General features: G+C 54.0%; 21 protein-coding genes. 15 read left to right on the plus strand and 6 right to left on the minus strand.

Annotated features, from left to right (window positions below; translation table 11 throughout):
• Positions 1-231: 231 nt before the first annotated feature.
• Positions 232-1,080: an alpha/beta fold hydrolase gene (locus GOV89_RS13325; RefSeq protein ID WP_171183687.1), complete on the minus strand. Its 849-nt coding sequence runs from the start codon at positions 1,078-1,080 to the stop codon at positions 232-234.
• Between the two features lie 94 nt (positions 1,081-1,174).
• Between GOV89_RS13325 and GOV89_RS22695 the strand changes: the two genes are divergently transcribed.
• Positions 1,175-1,753, plus strand: coding sequence for a LysR family transcriptional regulator (locus GOV89_RS22695; RefSeq protein ID WP_217352164.1), 579 nt, complete (start codon positions 1,175-1,177; stop codon positions 1,751-1,753).
• Here GOV89_RS22695 and GOV89_RS13335 read toward each other — a convergent pair.
• Both GOV89_RS13335 and GOV89_RS13340 read right to left on the minus strand, forming a co-directional pair.
• Entirely contained in the window at positions 1,674-2,759 is a 1,086-nt protein-coding gene (locus GOV89_RS13335) for a hypothetical protein (RefSeq protein WP_171238400.1), read from the minus strand. The genes GOV89_RS22695 and GOV89_RS13335 overlap by 80 nt on opposite strands.
• 118 nt (positions 2,760-2,877) lie before the next feature.
• Positions 2,878-4,059, minus strand: coding sequence for an adenylate/guanylate cyclase domain-containing protein (locus tag GOV89_RS13340; RefSeq protein WP_171238401.1), 1,182 nt, complete (start codon positions 4,057-4,059; stop codon positions 2,878-2,880).
• A gap of 1,221 nt (positions 4,060-5,280) precedes the next feature.
• Here GOV89_RS13340 and GOV89_RS13345 point away from each other — a divergent pair.
• From GOV89_RS13345 to GOV89_RS13360, 4 genes are read left to right on the plus strand one after another with little or no spacing between them, the layout of a single operon-like run.
• Positions 5,281-5,712, plus strand: a complete 432-nt coding sequence (locus GOV89_RS13345) for a cytochrome c (protein WP_170787093.1) — start codon at positions 5,281-5,283, stop codon at positions 5,710-5,712.
• Positions 5,713-5,722: 10 nt separating this feature from the next.
• A complete protein-coding gene (locus GOV89_RS13350; RefSeq protein ID WP_171181708.1) occupies positions 5,723-6,064 on the plus strand; it encodes a copper resistance CopC family protein in 342 nt (113 codons plus the stop codon).
• Positions 6,065-6,066: 2 nt separating this feature from the next.
• The gene (locus GOV89_RS13355) at positions 6,067-6,933 is read left to right on the plus strand and encodes a copper resistance D family protein (RefSeq protein WP_171238402.1); all 867 of its coding nucleotides are present in this window, start codon (positions 6,067-6,069) and stop codon (positions 6,931-6,933) included.
• Positions 6,934-6,944: 11 nt separating this feature from the next.
• Positions 6,945-7,379 carry a cytochrome c gene (locus GOV89_RS13360; RefSeq protein ID WP_171238403.1) on the plus strand — a complete coding sequence of 145 codons (435 nt, stop codon included), beginning with the start codon at positions 6,945-6,947 and terminating at the stop codon, positions 7,377-7,379.
• Positions 7,380-7,522: 143 nt separating this feature from the next.
• Here GOV89_RS13360 and GOV89_RS13365 read toward each other — a convergent pair whose 3' ends face one another.
• From GOV89_RS13365 to GOV89_RS13375, 3 genes are all read right to left on the minus strand, one after another.
• Positions 7,523-8,137: a transmembrane anchor protein gene (locus GOV89_RS13365; protein ID WP_171238404.1), complete on the minus strand. Its 615-nt coding sequence runs from the start codon at positions 8,135-8,137 to the stop codon at positions 7,523-7,525.
• A gap of 12 nt (positions 8,138-8,149) precedes the next feature.
• A complete protein-coding gene (locus GOV89_RS13370) occupies positions 8,150-8,866 on the minus strand; it encodes a HupE/UreJ family protein (protein WP_171238405.1) in 717 nt (238 codons plus the stop codon).
• An 894-nt stretch (positions 8,867-9,760) separates the two neighbouring features.
• Positions 9,761-11,005, minus strand: a complete 1,245-nt coding sequence (locus GOV89_RS13375; protein WP_171238406.1) for an adenylate cyclase — start codon at positions 11,003-11,005, stop codon at positions 9,761-9,763.
• 187 nt (positions 11,006-11,192) lie between these two features.
• On the opposite strand from GOV89_RS13375, the gene GOV89_RS13380 reads away from it, so the two are divergent.
• The 10 genes from GOV89_RS13380 (at position 11,193) to GOV89_RS13425 (ending at position 21,853) form a co-directional block, all read left to right on the plus strand.
• Entirely contained in the window at positions 11,193-11,483 is a 291-nt protein-coding gene (locus tag GOV89_RS13380; protein WP_171238407.1) for a hypothetical protein, read from the plus strand.
• A 36-nt stretch (positions 11,484-11,519) separates the two neighbouring features.
• Positions 11,520-13,148 (plus strand): sulfatase-like hydrolase/transferase, encoded by a 1,629-nt coding sequence (locus GOV89_RS13385; RefSeq protein WP_254451528.1) that lies wholly within the window; start codon positions 11,520-11,522, stop codon positions 13,146-13,148.
• 66 nt (positions 13,149-13,214) lie between these two features.
• The gene (locus GOV89_RS13390) at positions 13,215-13,961 is read left to right on the plus strand and encodes a hypothetical protein (RefSeq protein WP_171238409.1); all 747 of its coding nucleotides are present in this window, start codon (positions 13,215-13,217) and stop codon (positions 13,959-13,961) included.
• Between the two features lie 349 nt (positions 13,962-14,310).
• The gene (locus GOV89_RS13395; RefSeq protein ID WP_171181728.1) at positions 14,311-15,336 is read left to right on the plus strand and encodes a LacI family DNA-binding transcriptional regulator; all 1,026 of its coding nucleotides are present in this window, start codon (positions 14,311-14,313) and stop codon (positions 15,334-15,336) included.
• Between the two features lie 95 nt (positions 15,337-15,431).
• Positions 15,432-16,736 carry a sugar ABC transporter substrate-binding protein gene (locus GOV89_RS13400; protein WP_171181730.1) on the plus strand — a complete coding sequence of 435 codons (1,305 nt, stop codon included), beginning with the start codon at positions 15,432-15,434 and terminating at the stop codon, positions 16,734-16,736.
• Positions 16,737-16,848: 112 nt separating this feature from the next.
• Complete coding sequence (locus GOV89_RS13405) at positions 16,849-17,715, plus strand: carbohydrate ABC transporter permease (protein WP_171181732.1); 867 nt, start codon at positions 16,849-16,851, stop codon at positions 17,713-17,715.
• A gap of 12 nt (positions 17,716-17,727) precedes the next feature.
• On the plus strand, positions 17,728-18,558 hold the full coding sequence (locus GOV89_RS13410) for a carbohydrate ABC transporter permease (RefSeq protein WP_170614620.1): 831 nt from the start codon (positions 17,728-17,730) through the stop codon (positions 18,556-18,558).
• Positions 18,559-18,570: 12 nt separating this feature from the next.
• Positions 18,571-19,575, plus strand: a complete 1,005-nt coding sequence (locus GOV89_RS13415; protein ID WP_171238410.1) for an ABC transporter ATP-binding protein — start codon at positions 18,571-18,573, stop codon at positions 19,573-19,575.
• Positions 19,572-20,345: an L-iditol 2-dehydrogenase gene (locus GOV89_RS13420; RefSeq protein WP_171238411.1), complete on the plus strand. Its 774-nt coding sequence runs from the start codon at positions 19,572-19,574 to the stop codon at positions 20,343-20,345. The genes GOV89_RS13415 and GOV89_RS13420 overlap by 4 nt, the downstream gene beginning before the upstream one ends.
• Positions 20,345-21,853 (plus strand): mannitol dehydrogenase family protein, encoded by a 1,509-nt coding sequence (locus tag GOV89_RS13425; protein WP_171238412.1) that lies wholly within the window; start codon positions 20,345-20,347, stop codon positions 21,851-21,853. The genes GOV89_RS13420 and GOV89_RS13425 overlap by 1 nt, the downstream gene beginning before the upstream one ends.
• Positions 21,854-22,161 lie beyond the last annotated feature (308 nt).

Here is a 22,161-nt window from a genome sequence, read left to right on the forward strand (position 1 = left end):
ATTGTTGGTCCAAACTGGGCCTCGAAAGGCGGAGGAAACCCGCCTTCCAAAAAGGGATAAGGCAGAGGTCATACAATGGTCTCTGCCATCGTATCGATCCGGCACGCGATGGATCACAATAGGCCGCTTTGGGCTCGAAGCTGTCGTTCAATCCGACCTGCCGAGCATCCGCTTTGCGGACGAATCTGCCGTCCCGATTGTTTTCATTAACGGCAGCTTTCCGTAGTTGCGTCATCGGTTTCTGCCGAGGAAGTCGACGAGCAATCCAGAGATCTTTTCCGGCTGATCTTCCATTGAGAAGTGACCGCAGTTTTCTAGCACATGCAGTTCTGATCCTGGAATTGCCGAGTGTAATTTGTGCGCCCAATCCACTACCTGCCATGCGTCATCTGCACCCCAAATCAGTTGTACTGGCTTTTGACCAAGCTCGCCGTAGCGCGGGGCTATCTCGTCTGTGTGCTTCGGATCATAGTGCATCACTTGATGCTGAAAGAAGCTGCCCTGTCCGACTGGGCCGCAAATGAAATCGAGGTAGGTTTCCATCGACGTCTCCGCCAAGCGCTCCTTGTTTTGAACCGTCGAGTTGAGCCAGTTGCGAAAGTGTTCTCTGTGGTCTGTATCGGGCGCTTTGATCAGCTTTTCCAAACCGGCCTGCATCTGCTCGCGCGTGCGTTTGGATGGCCAACTGTCATAGCTTACTACGTCAATCATGGTCAAACTGCGCAGCCGTTCCGGCGACTGAATGCCGAACCTCTGGGCAACGCCGCCGCCGATATCGTGTGCGATGAAGTGGAAGTCTTTAAGGCCCCAAACATCCAGCAACCCCTCAAGGATCGGCACTTGGCCCGTGACGGACGTATCAATGCTCGGGTCTTGCGGGCGCTCTGACAGGCCATAACCGAGCAGGTCATACAAATGTACTTTGTAGCCAGCTTCGACAAGCGTTGGCAGTACGTTCCGCCAAATATACGAGGAAGACGGTGTGCCATGCAGGAGAACCACGGGCTCACCCTCTCCGTGTACACCATGTGTAATACGGGTGCCGTTGATGAGAACATGTTGGTCGACGAGGTGGGTCATGAGGGGAACTCCAATTTTTTTCTTTCGCAAGTCCTAGCGCTTTGATACTTGATCAAGCAAATGAATGATTGTCATGTAGCGATAGAAATTCCGAATGGCTGAGCGTTTGGACATCGAAGGTTTGCGCGCCTTGGTCGCGATCTCGACCCATGGCGGTGTAACGCGCGCCGCCGAGCATTTAGCGCTGTCTCAACCTGCAGTGAGCCACAAAATCAAGCGGCTTGAGACTGTTCTAGATTGTGAACTCCTAGCACGCCGCGCCGGTGGGCCATTGTTCACCGAGGCCGGTACACGCCTGTTAGAGTATGCGCACCGGATGATGGATTTGCATGACGAAGCGCTCGCCGCTCTTGGAAAGAAGCCTTTGGCTGGCACCATTAAATTGGGCATGACCGAAGATACAACGGGCGGTGACGTTGCGCGCATCCTTGGCCGCTTTACACGTCTGCACCACAAGCTCACTGGTGCCGGTGTTTCTCGTACACTACGCTACACTATGAATTTAATGAACATGGCACGTGATGACAGGTTCCCAACTTTGTTGCGCCAATTTTTAAGCGCAAACAAGCGGCACTCACGAAACTTGGTTGGGCCTAACTGCCCGGGCCAAGAGAACAGGTCAGGTTGCCACCATACCACCCGGCAAACACGCCGCGCGAACGTTTGCCTTTGAGCTTTCTTTTCAAAAGCAATCCTGCTTCGGTGTTAGGATAGTTGCGAAGATAAGCCTCCGCCCAAGCGAGATTGTGGTACCTATCGCTTCGCGTAGTCCAGAAAAAGGTGTCTTGGGGACCACTTAATCCAACTGGATTTTTCGGCGCGACTGATGATTGAACAAGCCATACCAATGCTCCATGGATATCTGTCTGACGGCTCTTATGCCTAAAGCCTTTTCCACCACCACGCCGCGATGCATCCATCGCAAGCACGAGGTATCCGTATGTGATAAACGTGTAGTGTAGTTGTCGTTTGGCCGGACGTTTGTTGCGAGCTTGGTCAAATGTACCGGCCAAAGGGGCATTCGGGCGCATTTGCCGTGCTAAATATGCTAAGTCTCTTTCACCTTTTTTGAACGCCTTGCGATTTCCTGTTTCTGCACCCCATGCCAAAAGCCCAGCCGCACGGGCGGCATGGCCTTCTTTACCATACATCTGTTCAAAACCGCCTACTGAGCCAGCTCTTGCTGCAAGTCTATCTCCCCAATCTGCAATTGTGACAACCCTTGGGTCATTTTTTCCCAGAATTGCGCTTAGCGAACCGTACACCATAGACAAGTTGAGCAAGATGTTCGCTTGCCACCAGGCTGCGTCTATCTTCACGCCATCGTATAAACCTTGTTTTTCGAATGCTCTGGCTTGAGCGGCAACTGCAAGCTGATCGGCAATCTGGCTGGCGTCCGCTTTGGAACCGGTACGAAGTAGATGGGAATTTGCTGCGCCGAGCTCATTCATAAAAACAGCGGGAGGTCGGTCTTTGCCGGATGCTGTTTTGAAGGGTTGAGTGATCGGTGCGGTTGTGAATTTGGAAGGCTTACGTTCCGGGCACCAGGCATTTCGGTAGGAACTATTCGCGGAGAAGAATTCCAGTCTTTTTTGGGCGTTTGCGAAATCGGCCACAACCGGTTTTACGCCTAAAAACCCAACACAACAAATTAAAATTAAAACGAAAAAAAGTCGCATATCACCAATACTCCACCAGAATACTTATCACTGATGCTAGTGAGGTGTTCTGGAATCAGTCAAGCACCAGGCTTGATTTATGAACCTTCCGCAAAAGTGTGTCTGGTACATTGCGGAATTAAGGTTTGGGAACCTCAACTATGAATGAACGCTTCCATACTGTTGTGTCGTTCCATAGAGGGCTGGTTTTGGGAACATTAGGGCCTTGAAAATTTCCGAAATCCTGATTGCCGCTGCTGTTGTCGGGACTACCTCGCTTCCAATTGGAGAAATTTATGGGCTCACTATTTGCCCATCTCCAGCCACCATCAGGCTCCGCGCCTTCAGGGTCCTGCACCAAACCAATTAATGGTCCCAGAGCGAGGTTTCCTTCAAACGCCCAGTGCCCATCATCTTCCAGCGTCAGTTGATACACAAAGTCATTTTCTTCTTCGTCAGTGATGGTAACGAGGTGGCCACCTAAGGCTTCGGAAACCTTTTCAAGAATCTCAAATTCTGCGCCCCACGTTCTGATTACGTAGTAAGTCGAATCCCTGTATTCGCCGACGGTTACCAAATCAAAAAAATCGAGCAATTCTTCCGGAGATGGATCTAACGTCAGAAAGTCCTCGAGGTATTCAGGGTCAAAATTTTTGGCTTCGTCGGATTTGTTTGACAGAAGGGCAAAGGCTGAGAAGCCAATAGATATTAATACAACCGCGAACAAAAGGGGCAAAAAGTACTGCCCACGAACCCAAGCTTGAAGTCTACGCACGGCCTTCTCGTAGGTTGGCAGGGTGGCCTCGCCTACTTTGTATACCTTCAATGGTTGATCAAGGTTTTTGACAAAATGCTCGCCGATTTTTGTGAATCGGTAATCCAAGCTTCCTTTGACTTGCTCAATAACGTTTTCGGCTAAACAGATACCACCGGGTTCCGAAATCGTCTCAAGTCGGGATGCTACATTCACTCCATGACCCAGCAAATCACCGTTGGGTTGCTGAACCACCTCACCAATATTGATGCCGATCCGGTACCTCATACGGTCGCTTGTTCTAAGCTGAGCGTTGTTGGCATTGTGTTGTTCTTGAATAGAAATAGCTGCTTCTACCGCGCCGGACGGATTGTCAAAACACGCCAGCACGCTATCGCCTGCCGTGTTTGCGATTCTGCCTCCATAGGACTCGATAATCGGGTCCATAATCGAACGAAGCTCTGCGAGACGATGTAGGGTAGCCTCTTCATCCTCAGAAACGAGCTTCGTAAACCCAGCAACATCTGCCGCCAATATCGTCAATAGTCGCTTTGAGTTTTTGTACACATCAAACTCGCAAAAATACTCACATGACGTTCGAAGTAAGACATTTCAAAGTATGCTGGCAGATTTTGGATGCTGTATCAACAAGTGGTGATGGCGCTGCGCGCTTAGCTAATTTTCAAGCGAAAGGATTTCATTTGTCAGAAAATGTAGCCAAGCCTACTGGAAAACGTCTCTAAAACTTAGATAATGCTATTTCTCGACTAATGTAACACCATCCAAAGTTATCATTTATTGATTGCCCGGAGCAATAGCAGACGTTGGTAGCCATATCGCAAACGTCAGCTTTGTCCGCACAGCGGTCGTAGACGGCGTTTTTCTAACGTCCGCTCTGCGGCCATCTACCCGCGTAACAGAGGAACTAACTGCGATTTTCGCTAGGATGCAAACCGCACCATGCATCCCTTCCAACAACTGAAAAAGTGTTACAGTGGGTTGTTACAGCGCAGGAATTTTCCTACGTTTAAGATACTGATTTTATTGAAACCTCTCACCTCTGGATCGCATCCCCTAGGCTCCACCAAAACCTAACAATACAACTAGATAGCAAGCATTAGAGCGGTGTGACACACAGGTGTGACACAAAATGAAGCTGCATGCGTATCTCTCACTGTACAGACACTGCATTTATAACTTCCGTCGGCCACTGTCCTATACGACACCACCCCCCCCCCCGCACGAGACCAAGCACCACACCTAGAACCGTTAGGATGAAGTGTATGGCGTTGTCATGGACGCTCCTGTGCAGTAGCGTCCAGCACCATGGTCATCCGGCGATACCCATTTGTGCTTTTGGTTAGCTTTCTGGTCATCCTGACCGGCATAGCTGGCGTTGCTTACGCGGTATCAAATGGTTGCATTGGCATTCATTGTGAAGAACATGCGCAAACTGCGAAACACTCTGTATCAGCAATGAGCAGCGGTGACATCTCGGTTCCAAGTCATCATCATGACCCAGAGAGTTCTGGAACCGGAGAATGTAATCCCTTTATCTGCCAAGTAGTGGTATTGCTCGTCGAGAACGGTGAACCCGCTCAAGGTCAACGTGATATTGACCTAGAGCTCCAGGATAGTGCCCAAGCCAAGCTGAATGAACCAGATAGCCCATACAGGCCCCCTGACCTTTGAAGCAGCGTAAATCCTTGCGGACGCAAGCGACAAGCCCGTGCGGCTGTTCGCGATGTTTCGCAGCACTAACAGCTTCCAAAATGTCAGGACCAATCTATGAAAAAAAGATACTTAACAATAGGCCTATGCACCGTCGCTGCTGTCGCCGCTTTCACAACTCTTCGGCCCGGTTCAATCGAAGAGGCCGCACCACAGGAACCACTTGAAGGCGATGCTATGGTCGCAATTCAGATGCCGCCCATCGAGGGTAACGCTGAAATCGGCCAGCGTGTCTTTGAGGTCTCCTGCGCCTCTTGCCATGGTGTCAATGCGGTCGGTGTGGAAGGCGCAGGACCGCCTCTGATCCACAAGATCTACGAACCCAGCCACCACGCGGATGAAGCCTTTCAGAGGGCAGTTTCACAAGGTGTGAGAAGCCACCATTGGCAGTTTGGCGACATGCCGCCCGTGGAAGGTCTGACGCGAGGTGACGTTGCCATGGTGATCGCGTACATTCGTGAAATTCAACGTGCCAACGGGATAAATTGAGGACAGGACCATGAAAAAGTTCATAACACTCGCACTCATGGCTGCCCTTCCCAGCGGCGTACTCGCGCATTCCAAGATCGAAGAAACAACTCCTGCCGACGGAGCCACAATAACCACTGTGCCCGCTGAAATTGGCCTCAACTTCTCTAAGGATATCCGGTTGACACGGATACAGATGGCCCATGAAGAACACTCGGCCGTAAGCCTGGATTTGGGCGACCAGACAAATTTTGGTCAGGAGTTCACGATCCCACTGCCGAGCAATGGAACGGGCACCTATGTCATCGAATGGCGTGGTTTAGGTGAAGACGGCCATGCGATGCAGGGCAAGTTTTCCTTTACCGTGGAATGAGCATGCCAGACATTTGGGGTATTGCCTCGATCCTCGCAAAGCTAGGGCTCTACATCGGCTTTGCGGGGTCCACCGGGCTTGTGATTGTTAGTTACCTCTATTCCGGCTTTGTCGCACCGATAAGCCTCGGGATAAAACGCCAAGCTAGAGCCTTAGCGTGGCTTGCTCTCGCCGCAACGGTTGTTGGTTTCCTGCTTCGTGGAGCCGCCTTAACAGGCGGAGTTGACGGCATGGTCGATCCAGAAATGCTTGGTCTGCTTTGGCAGACATCCGTGGGAGACGCCTTTGTCTACCGCCTTATCGGCGCAGTGTTGATCCTTGTGGGGCTGTCTGTTCCTCGCTTTGGTCAATGGATCGCACTGTTGGGTGGCACAGTGGCTTTGTGGTCCTTTGCACAGATCGGGCACGTACCCGAGCTAGAGAGTGTCGGCATCCAGCTCTTGCTGCTATTGCACCTGCTATGTGTAGCCTTCTGGGTGGGCATATTTAGCCCGCTGCGGAGTTTGGCTCTCATGCCTGAACATCTGACAGATGCTGCTGGACTGGGGCACAGGTTTGGACAAGCTGCTGCATTGATTGTTCCGACTTTGATCGTGGCAGGTCTCTGGATGGCTTGGTTGCTTGTTGGCAATCTCCAAGGGATCTTGTTCACTGACTACGGGCAGGCACTGTTGTTCAAGGTGTTGCTGGTGGGGCTGTTGTTGATCCTCGCCGCAGCGAACAAGCTTCGATTTGTTCCGTCCATGCAAAGCGGAGATGCTAAAGCAGCGCGACACCTCGCCCGATCTATCGAGGTGGAGGCAATAGTCGTATTAGTGGTTTTGGCGACAACAGCCACACTCACGAGCGTACTAACGCTTCCGAGTTAAGGTAGGCAGAGATGAAAAAACACCTTTCCGCACTTGCTATATGCTGCATTGGTACCAGCGTCGCTGCAGACCATGAGTTGTTAGATAGAGACCTCGCGAATGGGCAGGAACTCTATGCAGAGCACTGCGCCTCATGCCATGGAGTTAATCTGGAAGGCCAACCCAACTGGCAGACACCCGACGATGACGGAGTGTTGCCTGCTCCACCACATGACGTGACAGGGCACACATGGCACCATGATAATCAGCTGCTGTTCGAGTATACCAAACTAGGTGGGGCAGACGCGTTGGCAGCACGCGGTGTTAAAGACTTTAACAGTGGCATGCCCGGCTTTGAAAGCACCATGACTGACGAAGACATATGGGACGTTCTGGCCTACATACGTTCCACTTGGCCTGACGATGTTCAACAGATGCAGGCTAGTCGCAACCTGCCGCACCAGTAGAAGACAATATTCCAGAATGGGTTTGGGTACTGGCCGCAGAAGGCGTCTCGGGTAGTGAACTAATCAGCATACACCAATTACTTGAGAACTCGAACTGGAGTTTTGATGCCGCGCACCACTGTTTTGATGCGCGGCTTGCGATATCACTCGCTCCGAACGATGTCCGAGTAAGCGCCATTTAGGTTGAGTGTGACGGTTACCGCCTCATCGTCCCTGTTTCGCCAGAACCAGCCGTGATCACCGGCGAAGGGGGTTTCAAAACTGCCCTCGCCTTCGGTTTGACCGCGCCCCTTCTCGTAGGTCACGTTTTGGTCGCCCGCATGCGCGTGGAGGTCGAAGTTGATACGACCACCTTCAGCCGCCCACGCGTAAAAGAGGGTCGCGCCCTCTTCCATAGTTGCCTTAATCTCGGTGAACTCGCCAGGTTCGAGCGTGAACGTGATTGTATCCTGCCACGCCTCCTGAGCAAGTGCTGTGCCAACGAACAGACCGAACACGTTATCCCATAAGCTTGACGACTGATCGGCCCCATGAAGCTGTTGGTCTTGTTCGGCTTCATCCGCCAGGTCCTGTTTGATTTCACCCATCTCGGTCAGGCCAAGCACGCGGCCGGCACCCGTTGGGTCGATCCCGTATTCCGCAGGCAGCACAACAGCGACCAGTATTGCCACGGCGCTGACACCCGCGATGATGGTGGACCGAAGGAGTTGGGCTGAGCTTGGTAACTCTTCGAGGCTCGGTTTCTTTGCGTTAAACATCTGTGGTGTTCCTTATGCGGCCACAAAATAGCCGGTGAGTTGGTATCCCATCAGCACAAAGCCGATGGTCATCATGACGACATTGACGGTGTAGGCTTGTTCGAAAAACTTGGCGCTCTTTCGCCAGTACCCCATGACGATGAGGATGGCAGCCAATGCCAGAAGTTGCCCGATCTCGACGCCAACGTTGAACGCCAGGAGGTTGGGCAGAAGCCCGTCGGGTGCGATCTGGTAGTCGAGTATCTTCGTGGCCAAGCCGGTGCCGTGAAACAGGCCGAAGATGAAAGTCGCCGCCTTGGTGTTGGGCTGAAAGCCGAACCACCGTTGATAGGCCCCTAGGTTGTCGAGTGCCTTGTAGACAACGGACAACCCAATGATGGCATCCACAATGTATGAACTGATGCCCCAGCCAAACCAGACGCCTGCAAGCATCGTGATGGAATGCCCCACTGCAAAGAGGCTCACGTAGACTGCAACGTCTTTCGACCGATAGAGGAAGAAGACGACGCCAAGGAGGAACAGGATATGGTCGTAGCCCGTCACCATATGTTTGGCGCCGAGGTACATGAAGGGGATGATGTGCACGCCCCAGATTTCTTGGATGTAGCCAGCATCGCCGGGCGTAACATCATGCGCCAAAGCTGCGCTGGTCGATAGCAGCAATATGGATAGGACGAAGAACGCGAGACGCTTAGAATTGCGTCTGACGCCTTCAATGAAGGTTCTCATGGAGTAACTCCGCTTAGTATTTAGATTGATCGGTGATGCGCATGAACTGCGCAGTGCCGATCAAGCGCGCGGAGGTCGGTCTATTCTGAACTTACGGGTGGGGCCGTTGGCCGAAGCTAGCCGCCGCCACGCCTCGCCTATGTGCAATTCAGGAGCAGTGCTGGGACCACTGGAGAGAAACGCCTGGTTGTGGTCATGATCGGCCACATCGTGGCTATGACCGTGCATCGCCCAAAAGAGGTCTTCTTCAAACCCATGTGAGTGGCCATGATCTTCGACCATTTCCAGATGATCTTGGATTGTCTCAAAAATCGCCGGTGCGTGCGAGAATGATGGCGTTACGGACCAAACGACCAACGCGAGACAGAGGACAGCTAGGCCAGCCCTCAAAAAGTGTTGGTATGCCCGATTCATTGCATGTGCCCGCCTGTCAGTCGCGACTTTCTCGCCGCCGTCGAAGTTATGTTTTGTCTACAATAGTGCTCGCCTCATGGTCAATTGCGTCTAACTACCCTGCGCAATGTGCAGCAGGGGTGACTGGGATACTGCGCGACTATAGTTTCGATAGCATCAACTTCTCCGCGATCAACAGAACAATAAAAATCACTGTTGGAAGAAATAATCGACCACATGGTGCATACTACTGTGGAAGGGAACAGGGTGTTGACCAACTGATAGAGCAAACAAAAAACCAGACCCATAGATGCACTGACAAACAAACATTTGTACACACTTCGGTGTGGCACACTGTAAACCAACACACTGCAATAGTGTTTACTATCAGTGCATTAGGCGTTCGGCGGCATTTCCCTAGGCTCCATCAAGACTTTCACGTGACCACACACCCCTCGCCGAAGCCATCAGGTTTCATTGCCACTGCTGAAGTGCGCAACTTTAGCGCGAGTTTTCTGGTCGCCAATTGGCCTGTCTCATAGCGTCACCAAGGTCTTTCCCATATTTTGGGTCCGCGAACAGCTTTTGAAACAGCGCGTCCACGCGACTGTCGGGCCACTCACGTGACAGTTTTTCTGACAGGGCCTGCGCTTTGCTTTCGTTGCCTAACATCTGATAAGACGCCATCAGGTAAGCAACAGACACAGGTCCGACAGGGCCGCCATTTTCGGTTGCTTGTTCAAAGGCTGATACAGCGCCTTCGTAGTCCTTCAAATGAAACTTGGCCGACCCCATTGCGTTTTGAAACACATATCCACGCTCGAGGTCGAATTTCGACCGCGCGTCCTCACTGATCACAATGACTTCTTCAAACGAACCCGAGTACAGCATTATCAGTGACACAAACTCCAATACATGAACGTCATTGGGCGCCAAACGCTGTGCTCTTTGGGCAGCCTCCATGGCCTCTGGCCAGTTATTTTTGGCGAATTCGACCCAAGCCTTTGCGGATTGGCTCCAACCCGTTTCCGGGGCCAACTCGACGGCCCTATTGGCTCGCGTGTCTGCGTAGCTCAACATGCTACTGGCCAGATCGGGATCCGGTGTCAGCACAGCAATCGTCGCCGCAACCTGCGCGGCGCCCGCATGGCCGCCAAAATAGCTTTCGTCGTTCTCGATCGCCCCTTTGAATATGGTCAAGGCCGCGTCAAGTCGCGCGGGTTCCAGGGCCGGAAAGATCAGGTCCCGACCAGTATTGGCCAGATTTACAGCCTGAAGGCGCATTGGAGAGGCATCAAAAATGGCGCTGCGCTCATCTCGGCTCAGGCCGTCGACTGGCAAATCGGTTGCGCTGTCCTGCCATGTCGAAGCCAACCAAAAAGCAATCACACAACAGCCCAGTAAGAAAACCCCAGCGATCCCTGCACCTGGCTTTACCCATGCAGTCGCCTTGGTTTCGAACTTTGGGGTCTCAGGCAGGGCCGCCTCACCCAACCTTTTCGAGATCAGCGGGGCGTATCCGCCCTTTGGCAGGTCGAACACCGTTTTCTCGTCGCGCCCATCTGTGGCGTAGTATTCGGCAAGCTTGCGGCGCAAGCGACCAGCATCCACCCGCACCACGTTTTCGCGGCGCGGCATCTCGGACATTGATCCGCCATAGACATCCATCGCAATCGTTTTGGCCCGAATGTCGTCGGCCCGACCGCTCAGAGATTCCTCGACCACATACACAAGAAAGTCCTGCAATCTCTGTGATCCCTCGAAGGTCGAAGACCTCACAAGCCGCTGAAGCGCGGCCTGAACATCCTCGGCACTAGGGTTTATTCCCTCATTCACCACTGCTGATGATCCTCGGATAACTTCATTTTTTCAAAAAGTTACACCTTTCGTTATACCGTATTATGCCCCGATAAACCTATTGAGAGAAGTGAATTTGTTGTTCGATCGAGAAAACGTCTTACCCATCGAACGTGCCGCCCAAATGAAAAGCAACGCCATTGATACATTGTTTCCCAAGAACAAGGCCGCAATCGCGGACTTACGCCGAAGGGATGCTGTATTCGACGAGATTTGCAGGGACTACCAGCTTCTGAGTGAAGAATACCTCTCAATAAACGCTGAGCCGGGAAGTGAATCCGACCGGTTTGCCTGCGATATCCGTGAAACCCTGAATGGGCTTCGAGATGAAATTGCCCAATCGCTGCGGCGCGCGGGGAAGATGTAATTCAAACACGGGGAAGGGATACCAATGAGGTCAGTATTGATACACACCGCGGCGATGGTGCTGACGGCAAGCGCGAGCTTTGCTCAGGATGCGCCTATCATTCGTGACGGAGAATTTGAATATCTTCGCGCACAGTTTGGAGAGCAATGGGATGCTCAGGATACAGAAATTGAAGCAAAGCTTGCCGAGATCCGAGACGCCAATGGCGGCAAGCCACCCAATATCCTCTACATTCTGATAGACGATGTCAGCTTTGGTCAGATGGGCAACCGGACGATGAACTACGTCACCGGCTTCGACACGCCCAACATCAACGACTTTGCCACGCAAGGCATGTCTTTGATGAGAATGTATACCGAGCCCTCCTGCACACCGACACGAACGGCCATGCTGACCGGTCGCCATCCGGTACGTGCCGGTGTGGAGGAGGTCAAAGTAGCGTTGGTTGGCGAAGGTCTTTCAGCCGAGGAGGTCACGATTGCCGAAATCCTGAAGGAAGAAGGCTATAACACAGCGCATGTCGGGAAGTGGCATCAGGGCGATATAGAACAGGCCTACCCGCACAATCAGGGTTTTGATTGGGCGGCCTTCCCCTTGCATCAACAGGTTCAGCTCAGCCTGATGACACGGGACGCCATGGTTGCAAACAACATGCTTGGCTTCCATCCGTCGGGTCAGTCGAACCAATTCCAGCTGGACGAGCGGTTCAAACCCTACGGCCTGGTAACCGGCGTGGAAGCGGAAGCTGGCGGTCTGGCGCGCGAAGTCGACATGGCGCCGGGCGAAGAGTGGACTCAGGCTAAATACGAGGAAATGAACCTGCGCTATCAGCGGCAAGCACTGGAGCAGCTTGAGCGGCTCGCAGCACAGGACAACCCGTTTTTCATGCAGTATTGGCCGCTCTATCCACTGAACTTTGCCTATCCCGATCAAGCCGTATCCCGCAATGGAGGCTTCCATGCCGACAAGTTGCAAGTTCTGGACGGCTGGATCGGGGATGTGCTGACCAAACTTGATGAAACCGGCAAAGCAGACAACACCATTGTCGTGATCATGGCTGACAATGGCTTGATGTATCACTACGAAGGAGCGTCCGGCCTGAACCAACTGATTTATCGCGGCGGCAAGACGCAGCATCTTGAAGGCGGCGTGCGCACAGATACGTTCATCCGGTGGCCCGCCGCGATTGAGCCGGGCAGCGCAGCAGGTGACATCGTGCATGTCTCGGATCTGTTTACAACCTTTGCCCGTATCGCAGGCGCAACGGACCACATTCCGCGCGACCGCGTGATTGACGGTATTGACCAGACGGCGCTGTTGCTTGAGGGCGAAGGCAATTCGCGCCGCGACTTTGTTTATGTTTACGAAGGGCCCGTCTTACGCTCGGTGGTCAAGCAAGATTTCAAGATGCATCTTCCAGCCCCTGGACAGCCCGGCGCTGCGGCACCCGTTTTCAATGTCTATCGCGACCCACGTGAAGAACATCCGCTTGTCGGGTACTCGCTTTGGTCCGGGGCGTCCTTTCAGGACATGGTCAAGCGCCACCAGAAAACCATCGCAAAGCACCCCCATCTGCCACTCGGAAAAGGTGTGCCTTATGAAGGCATCGAAAACCTTCGCCCTGAAAGCGAACTGACCCGAGACGTTTTCTCTAGCTGGCAATGACGAATTCAGACGGCGGTACCAAACCGCCGCCGTCTAATTACCCGCACCCATTCCGTCAGGTGAACTATGTCACGAATTTCCCTTTGCTCTGCTTTCCTGACCTCAGCGCAGCTTATGGTGGGTGCTGCCGCCGAAGCCGAAGAAAATGCTTCAAATCCACTGGCTGCAGTGAACAACACCGACATTCGCTATCAGTATTTCGATCTCGAAGGGGATGCCGACCGTCAGGATGCTTTCATCGACGGTGCATACATGTTGCGCCCCGATCTGAAACTGAAATATGAGCTTCACTACAACTCGACGAACGCGACCGGCACGCGGTTCAGTGGATTTGAAAAGACCAATTTCAAGCTGATCTATTTCCCCTCACAGCAGCCCCTGAATGACACCTGGCGCGTCAAATCCGCGCTTGGTTTGGAGTGGATACTTGATTTTGGCGAGCCGAACGAAGGCATCGGAACCGGATCGGATCAGATTGCACCATTTGGCGGGTTCGCCTTTGCAAATGCGAACACCGGATTGACTTTGATCCCTTTGCTCCAACACTTCGCTTCCTATAACGGTCCGACCGATATCAGCCAAACAGCGATGCGCCTGATTGCGCTTCAGCCGTTTGGTGATGGGTATTGGATCAAAGCGGATATCAAAGCGCCATACGATTGGGAGAATGACGCCTGGCCCGCCACTGCAGAATTCCAGATCGGTAAGAACCTCAGCCCCAGAGTTGCGCTCTATGCTGATATTCTGATCGGCATCGGTGCAGACCGCCCCTATGACCAAGGTGCCGGAATTGGGCTGAGATTCAACTACTAGCCTTCGCGACTGAAATGGTTTGCCTCAATACTCCATTCCCGGTCAACTTTCACCGTAGGAATTGCCACGGTTTTGTAACGCCTGCGGGGTCTTACCTGCGCTCACATTCGAGTATTGTTACTTTAGCGTCGACCATAACTATACCCAGAGCGCCGGAGCATTTGCCCGTGACCTAGCCCAGCGTGGCCCTGTTTTAGCATCAAGAGTTTTCTAAAGTGAGTTTGTGAAGCCCGCGCCTCGCCCAAACAAAGATGCGGAAATTGTCTGGCTGTTGATTTTCTTGGCGCGCGCAAAGAATATGTAAAAACATGATAAGATTAAGGCGGCTGAGTTCCGCAGGCAGACTGGCATGACCAAAATTAAGAACATGGAAGAATTCGCGGCCCTAAGCGGGATATCGCGGCCTACAGTTTCAAAGTATTTCCATGATCCCGATAGCGTTCGCCCAACAACACGAGCGCGCATAGAGGAGGCGCTGGAACGGTTTGACTACCGCCCGAACATCTATGCAGTGAACCAAAACCGGAAGCTGACAAAGAATATTGGCATCGTCGTGCCCTATCTGGCCGATCCGTTCTTTGCCGAAATCGCGCGTTATCTGGAACAATCCTGCATTGCAGCCGGCTATCGCCCATCCCTGTTCAGCTCACATGGCGAACAAAAGCTCGAGAACGAGATTTTGGATGGGCTGCAATCCTTGAAACCCGCAGGAGTGCTTTTGGCACCTTTAGGGCGTACCTCGGACAGATCTACTATCGAAAAGTTCTGTGCCAATGTGCCGACAATCCTGTTCGACAGTAACCTTGATGGCCTGGGGGCAGCCTTTGTCGGTTCGGATAACTTTAGCTTTGTGTCGCAGACCGTGGAGTACATGACAAGGACAGGTGAGCCACCGTCCTTTTTTGAAATGCGCACGCCCGCAAACCCAAACGCGAATAAACGACGTAAGGCCTATGTCGACGTGATGGAGCGGTTGGGCTTCGAGCCACATATCATTAAAGTCGATGGCACAGGCTGGGCCTTTGAAGAGATCGGCCACCGAGGCGCATTGAAAGTCCTGCAAGAGCGCGGGCTGAAGACAGATTCTGTTTTGTGCAGCAACGACCGGTTGGCCATCGGCTTTCTGGCAGCCTGTTTCGAACAAGGGATTCGGGTTGGTCGGAAAGAAGATTGTTCGCTTCGTGTCGCCTCAAACGATGACCACCCATTCGCAAAGTTTACCTGTCCCTCTTTGACGACAGCTGCGCATGACTACGATAATGTAGCCGGCCGAAGCGTCGAAACTCTGTTCGAACTCATTGAAAGTGGTGGGAAATTCTCAACGCGCACTGAAACCTTGTTCCCCGCGCGACTTGTCTTGAGGGATTCTGCATAATTCAACATTTTTAACGCGCGTAAAGTTTTTATTGACGGCGCGACAACTTACACTCTAGGCTCTCTGTACGACATCCAAGCTCAGGGAGGACAGGGATGTATCTGAAGAACGCACTTCGTGCGGCGACTGCACTGACTTTCGTCGCAACGGCAGCGGCTCATGCACAATCCATCACGATCGCCACTGTGAACAACGGCGACATGATCCGGATGCAGGGCTATACCGACAAATTCACCGAAGCGACCGGCATTGACGTGGAATGGGTCACGCTGGAAGAAAACGTACTGCGCCAGCGCGTGACCACCGACATCACCACCAAAGGCGGTCAGTTCGATATCATGACCATCGGCATGTATGAGACGCCGATCTGGGGCGCAAATGGCTGGCTGGTGCCGCTGGACGGCATGTCAGACGAGTATGACGTTGACGACATCCTGCCTGCTATGGCTGGCGGTCTGAGCCACGATGGAACGCTTTACGCGGCACCTTTCTACGGCGAAAGTTCGATGATCATGTACCGAACCGATCTGATGGAGAAGGCCGGCATGGAAATGCCCGAGGCACCGACCTGGCAGTTTATCCGGGAAGCCGCGGCTGCGATGACGGACCGCGACAACGACATCAACGGCATTTGCCTGCGCGGCAAGGCCGGATGGGGTGAAGGTGGTGCCTTCATTACCGTCACCGGAAACTCATTTGGTGCGCGTTGGTTCGACGAGGACTGGAAACCCCAGTTCGATCAACCCGAATGGAAAGAAGCGCTTACATTCTTTGTCGATATGATGAGTGAATCGGGTCCGGCAGGCTATGCCACCAACGGGTTCAATGAAAACTTGTCCCTGTTCCAGCAAGGCAAGTGCGGGATGTGGATTGATGCCACTGTTGCGGCGTCTTTTGTGACCAACCCGGATGACTCGACCGTTGCAGACAAGGTCGGCTTCGCTCTGGCTCCGAACTCGGAAGGCGTAGACAAGCGCGCCAATTGGCTCTGGGCCTGGGCCTTGGCAATTCCGGCCGGCACACAGCAAGAGGATGCGGCGAAACAGTTCATCGAATGGGCAACGTCGAAAGACTACATCGAATTGGTGGCCGAAAACGAAGGCTGGGCCAATGTACCACCCGGTGCGCGAACCTCGCTCTATGAGAACCCGAACTACAAGGAAGTTCCCTTTGCGAACATGACCTTGGAGTCGATCCTGATGGCCGACCCGCAAAACTGCTGCGCACAACCAACGCCTTACACAGGCATTCAGTTCGTCGCGATCCCAGAATTTGCAGGCATCGCCACGCAGGTGAGCCAGGAGTTCTCGGCGGTCTATGCCGGACAGCAAACGGTGGAAGAAGCGCTTGAAAAAGCTCAGGCCTTTACTGCCGAAGAAATGGAAGCCGCAGGCTACTGAGGCCCCAGCTGAAGCGGGCGGGCAGCCCCCTGCCCCCCGCCACACCAGACCCTTCCCTAACCCGCGTTTATCTCGCAGGCTAAGCTACGCCTGAACAGAGAGGTCTTGCGTCATGGCTACCGAACATTCCCGATCCGTTGCTCGCCTTATGATGGCACCCGCAGTGGTCCTGCTGCTTGGCTGGATGCTCGTGCCGCTGACGATGACGCTGTATTTTTCCTTTAAAAAATATCTGCCCCTGCGTGGTGGTGACTTGGGCTGGGTTGGCTTCGACAACTATGTCCGATTTGTCTCCTCAAGCTCTTTCTGGCCAGCGGTGCAGGCGACATTGATGATCGTTGGCGGCGTTCTAGTCATAACGGTCGTGCTGGGTATCCTCCTGGCGATGCTCCTGGACCAGCCGATGTGGGGTCAGGGCGTTGTCCGCATCCTCGTGATCGCGCCCTTCTTCGTAATGCCGACCGTATCCGCGCTGGTCTGGAAGAACATGTTCATGGACCCGGTCAACGGCCTGCTGGCGCATCTGTGGCGTTTTTTCGGGGCCGAGCCGATCTCGTGGCTGTCCGAGGCGTCGATGACCTCGATCATCATGATCGTTTCGTGGCAATGGCTGCCTTTTGCAACGCTCATCCTGCTGACAGCGATCCAGTCGCTGGACAGTGAGCAGCTTGAAGCAGCGGAAATGGACGGCGCGCCGGTGCTGAAGCGCTTCTACCACATCATCCTGCCGCATCTGAGCCGCGCGATAACGATCGTGATCCTGATCCAGACCATCTTTCTACTGTCGATCTTCGCCGAGATCTTCGTGACCACCGGCGGCGCATTCGGCACCCGTACACTCACCTACCTGATCTTCCAGCGCGTGCTGGAAAGCCAGAATGTCGGCCTTGGATCAGCCGGAGGTGTCTATGCCATCATCCTTGCCAATATCGTTGCGATCTTCCTCATGCGCATCGTCGGCAAGAACCTGGACGCGTGAGGAGGTAAGACCATGGCCCGCGCCGTCACAACCCGCCGTAAATCGCTGAACACTGCCCTTGCCTGGGCCGTCGGACTGCTGATCTTCTTTCCGATCCTTTGGACCATCCTGACCAGCTTCAAGACCGAGGCGCAGGCCATTGCCAGCCCACCGCTGTTTTTGAACTTCGACTGGACACTTGAGAACTATGCCATCGTGCAAGAACGATCGGACTATATGCGGTTCCTTTGGAATTCGGTCATCATTGCTGGTGGCTCGACCATTCTGGGTGTGATCATTGCCGTTCCCGCCGCTTGGGCGATGGCCTTTGTGCCTTCAAAGCGTACCAAGGACATCCTGCTTTGGATGCTGTCCACCAAGATGCTGCCTGCGGTTGGCGTGCTCTACCCGATTTACCTGCTGTTCATCCGTCTGGGCCTGCTGGACACGCGTGGAGGGTTGGTCGTGGTCCTGATGCTGATCAACCTGCCGATCATCGTCTGGATGCTGTATACCTATTTCCGCGAAATTCCCGGTGAGATCCTGGAAGCCGCACGGATGGACGGGGCGACGCTGAAAGAGGAAATCCTCTACGTCCTCACCCCAATGGCCATTCCCGGCATCGCCTCGACCGTGTTGTTGAACTTCATCCTGGCTTGGAACGAAGCGTTCTGGACGCTCAACCTGACGGCCGTCGACGCCGCCCCCCTTACCGCCTTCATCGCCAGTTATTCCAGCCCCGAGGGCTTGTTCTTTGCCAAGCTCAGCGCGGCCTCGACCATGGCGATTGCACCAATCCTGATCCTTGGCTGGTTCAGCCAGAAACAACTTGTACGCGGCCTGACATTCGGCGCTGTGAAATAAGGAACACGACACATGGGACGTATTCAACTCAAGTCCGTGACCAAAAGCTTCGGCGACGTGCAGGTCATTCCACCGCTTGACCTGACCATTGAGGATGGTGAGTTCACAGTTTTTGTCGGCCCCTCGGGTTGCGGTAAGTCCACGCTATTGCGTCTGATCGCAGGGCTGGAGGATATCACCTCGGGCTCCATCGACATCGACGGTGCGGACGCCACTGATGTCCCACCTGCAAAACGAGGGTTGGCAATGGTGTTCCAGTCATACGCTTTGTACCCACACATGACGGTACGCAAGAACATCGCCTTTCCTCTGCGTATGGCGAAACTGGATCAAGCCGAGATCGACAAGCGTGTCGAAGGCGCAGCCAGCGTCTTGAACCTGACCGACTACTTGGATCGACGCCCCGGGCAATTGTCCGGCGGTCAGCGGCAGCGTGTCGCCATCGGGCGTGCGATTGTCCGCGAGCCGGCCGCGTTTCTGTTCGATGAACCGCTTTCAAACCTCGACGCCGCGCTACGGGTTGGCATGCGGTTGGAGATCAGCGAGCTGCACGAGCGACTTGCGACCACCATGATCTACGTGACCCACGACCAAGTCGAGGCGATGACAATGGCCGACAAGATCGTCGTTCTACAAGCCGGTGTCATCGAGCAAGTTGGAAGCCCGCTAGAGCTGTACCGATCGCCCCGCAACCTGTTCGTGGCAGGTTTCATTGGCTCACCGAAGATGAACTTCATTGAAGGGCCCGAGGCCGCAAAACACGGCGCTCAAACCATCGGGATCAGACCAGAACATATTGGGGTTTCTGAAACCGAAGGGGACTGGTCCGGCGTTGTGAGCGTCTCGGAGCATCTCGGATCGGATACCTTTTTCCACGTGCACGAAACCGGTCTGGCAGAAACAATCACCGTCCGTGCAGGTGGCGAGGTTGGATTTCGTCACGGAGATCGCATTCACCTGACCCCACGGACGGATGTAATCCACCGGTTTGACGCGCAAGGTCTGCGTATCGAATGACACGTCTGGCAGGCAAAACCGCCCTGATCACCGGGGCCGCAAGGGGCATCGGGCTGGCCTTTGCCAAGGCCTATGTGGCCGAGGGCGCACGTGTTGCCATCGCTGACATCGATTTTCAACGCGCGCAGGTCGCAGCCGCCGAATTTGGCGAGGATGCAATTGCAATCGAGATGGACGTGACCAAACAGCAGAGCATAGACGCGGCCGTCGCCATAACAGCCTCCTGCCTTGGCCCCATCGACATCCTCATCAACAACGCGGCCATCTTCACGGCCGCACCAATCGTTGAGATCGAGCGTTCCGACTACACCCGTGTTTTCGACATCAACGTCGCTGGTGCATTGTTCACAATGCAATCGGTCGCGCGCCATATGATCGAACACGGCACCAAGGGCCGGATCATCAACATGGCGTCGCAGGCCGGGCGCAGAGGCGAGCCCTTGGTCGCGGTATACTGCGCCAGCAAAGCCGCGATCATATCTCTGACCCAATCTGCCGGGCTGAACCTGATCACTCATGGGATCAATGTGAACGCAATAGCTCCAGGCGTGGTTGACGGCGAGCACTGGGACGGAGTGGATGCTTTCTTTGCGAAATACGAAGGCAAAGCCCCCGGTCAAAAGAAACGCGAAGTGGCAGCATCTGTGCCGTATGGCCGAATGGGTTGCGCCGAAGACCTGACCGGCATGGCGGTGTTTTTGGCGTCGGACGATGCGAAATACATTGTCGCACAAACCTACAACGTCGATGGTGGGAACTGGATGAGCTGATGGACCCCGTGGCGAACGCAAAAACTCCGGTACGATTGCGGCGTGACAGGCTTGAAGACCTGCCCGTAACAGTCAGGACACCTGCATATGCCCCCTCGGATCTGACGCCGGGCATAGTGCATATCGGGTTGGGAAATTTTCACCGCGCGCATCAGGCCTGGTACATTCACCAGCTTATGCAGCAAGGTCAGGCCCGCGATTGGGCGATCATCGGCGCAGGTGTTCGAAGCTACGACGCCGAAATGCGAAGTAAGCTGCTGGAGCAGGATTGCCTGACAACGCTGATCGAGCTGAATCCGAACGGCGTATCAGCCGAGGTGATTGGTCCGATGATCGACTACCTGCCGATTGAGCCGGGCAACACAGCGCTGACCGTCAAGATGGCAGACCCTTCCATCCGTATTGTGTCCTTAACTGTTACCGAAGGCGGGTACTATCTGGACGCCAATACCGGCGCTTTCGATACACATCACGAAGACATTCGTCATGACGCGGCCAACCCAAATCAACCACGCACAGTTTTCGGAGCCATGGTTGCAGCCCTCAGACAACGACGAATGAAAGGCATCACCCCCTTCACGGCGCTGAGTTGCGATAACCTTCAGGGCAACGGGACAATCCTGCGAAACTGCGTTGTAGGTTTGGCGCGAATGTCCGATCCTGATCTGGCCGACTGGATCGACCAAAACGGCGCGTTCCCAAACTCGATGGTCGACAGCATCGTGCCGGCGACGACGGAACAAGTAGTATCTCAATGCAGGGCACTTGGCATCGATGACCGCGCTCCGGTCTCGCACGAAAACTTTCGCCAATGGGTGATCGAGGATGACTTTTGCGCAGGTCGGCCGCCATTGGAACAGGTCGGGGTGACGCTGACTCACAATGTTCACAGCTATGAGACGATGAAGCTGCGGATTTTGAACGGGGGACACCAACTGCTTGCAAATGTCGGGGAAATCTTGAACGTCCCGACGATTTCCGACTGCATGCAGGATCCGGACATCCTGGCGTTTTTCGGAAAGGTTCAATCCGAAGAAATTCTTCCTCATGTCGACGCCGTTCCCGGAACCACCGCGAAAGAGTATCTTGAGCTGGTCGAGACGCGATTTGCGAACACCGCGATTCACGATACGACGCGCAGGGTTGCGTTTGACGGATCGGCACGACACCCAGGGTTCCTGCTGCCATCGCTGCGCGACGCATTGGCGTCTGGATCTTCTGTGAACGGGCTGGCGCTGGCCGAAGCGTTTTGGTGCCGAATGTGTGCCGGTGTTCGGGAAGACGGCTCTGAAATCGTGCCCAATGACCCGCAATGGCAGAACCTGCAAAAAACAGCATTAGCGTCCCGATCTGACCCAGAGTGTTGGCTGCAACAAGCCCAGTACTATGGTGAGATTGGGCGCAATACACGTTTTGCCTATGCCTTTACGTCCACGGTGTCTGAGATATGGCAAAACGGTAGCCGAGCAGTCCTATCAAAATACGTCGCTGAAACCTCAATACCGTGAAGATCGCAAATTGAAAAAACGGTCAGCCCTGTAGGCAACTTGCTGCTTTTACAGCAGGAACCGAGGCCTTGGTTCAGGTTTGGGTATCTTCCCAGGCAAATACTGTCGCAAGTATTTCTTTCATCATACTGCGGCCAAAGCGAAGCAGCCATCAATCCTCCGCGCAAATGAGGCCTAGTGAAAGCCCACCAAGTACTTTGGGACTTGTTTCCGCGTGCATTCGCGTCAGTAGTTCTGAGCGTCGGCATGACACTGAACGCAGCAGTGCGACCGCTCACCTAGCCACTGGTGATTCACGCAAAACTCGC

This window comes from Ruegeria sp. HKCCA5763 (assembly GCF_013034545.1).
In the GTDB taxonomy this organism is placed as follows: Bacteria; Pseudomonadota; Alphaproteobacteria; order Rhodobacterales; family Rhodobacteraceae; genus Ruegeria.

Bases quoted from the DNA above. Each gene is read 5' to 3' on its own strand.
- GOV89_RS13395 (WP_171181728.1), top strand. From the start codon at position 14,311: ATGACCAAAATTAAGAACATGGAAGAATTCGCGGCCCTAAGCGGGATA.
- GOV89_RS13325 (WP_171183687.1), bottom strand. From the start codon at position 1,080: ATGACCCACCTCGTCGACCAACATGTTCTCATCAACGGCACCCGTATT.
- GOV89_RS13370 (WP_171238405.1), bottom strand. From the start codon at position 8,866: ATGAGAACCTTCATTGAAGGCGTCAGACGCAATTCTAAGCGTCTCGCG.
- GOV89_RS13390 (WP_171238409.1), top strand. From the start codon at position 13,215: ATGTCACGAATTTCCCTTTGCTCTGCTTTCCTGACCTCAGCGCAGCTT.
- GOV89_RS13405 (WP_171181732.1), top strand. From the start codon at position 16,849: ATGGCTACCGAACATTCCCGATCCGTTGCTCGCCTTATGATGGCACCC.
- GOV89_RS13425 (WP_171238412.1), top strand. From the start codon at position 20,345: ATGGACCCCGTGGCGAACGCAAAAACTCCGGTACGATTGCGGCGTGAC.
- GOV89_RS13335 (WP_171238400.1), bottom strand. From the start codon at position 2,759: ATGCGACTTTTTTTCGTTTTAATTTTAATTTGTTGTGTTGGGTTTTTA.
- GOV89_RS13415 (WP_171238410.1), top strand. From the start codon at position 18,571: ATGGGACGTATTCAACTCAAGTCCGTGACCAAAAGCTTCGGCGACGTG.
- GOV89_RS13345 (WP_170787093.1), top strand. From the start codon at position 5,281: ATGAAAAAAAGATACTTAACAATAGGCCTATGCACCGTCGCTGCTGTC.
- GOV89_RS13360 (WP_171238403.1), top strand. From the start codon at position 6,945: ATGAAAAAACACCTTTCCGCACTTGCTATATGCTGCATTGGTACCAGC.
- GOV89_RS13410 (WP_170614620.1), top strand. From the start codon at position 17,728: ATGGCCCGCGCCGTCACAACCCGCCGTAAATCGCTGAACACTGCCCTT.
- GOV89_RS13350 (WP_171181708.1), top strand. From the start codon at position 5,723: ATGAAAAAGTTCATAACACTCGCACTCATGGCTGCCCTTCCCAGCGGC.
- GOV89_RS13355 (WP_171238402.1), top strand. From the start codon at position 6,067: ATGCCAGACATTTGGGGTATTGCCTCGATCCTCGCAAAGCTAGGGCTC.
- GOV89_RS13420 (WP_171238411.1), top strand. From the start codon at position 19,572: ATGACACGTCTGGCAGGCAAAACCGCCCTGATCACCGGGGCCGCAAGG.
- GOV89_RS13365 (WP_171238404.1), bottom strand. From the start codon at position 8,137: ATGTTTAACGCAAAGAAACCGAGCCTCGAAGAGTTACCAAGCTCAGCC.
- GOV89_RS13400 (WP_171181730.1), top strand. From the start codon at position 15,432: ATGTATCTGAAGAACGCACTTCGTGCGGCGACTGCACTGACTTTCGTC.
- GOV89_RS22695 (WP_217352164.1), top strand. From the start codon at position 1,175: ATGGCTGAGCGTTTGGACATCGAAGGTTTGCGCGCCTTGGTCGCGATC.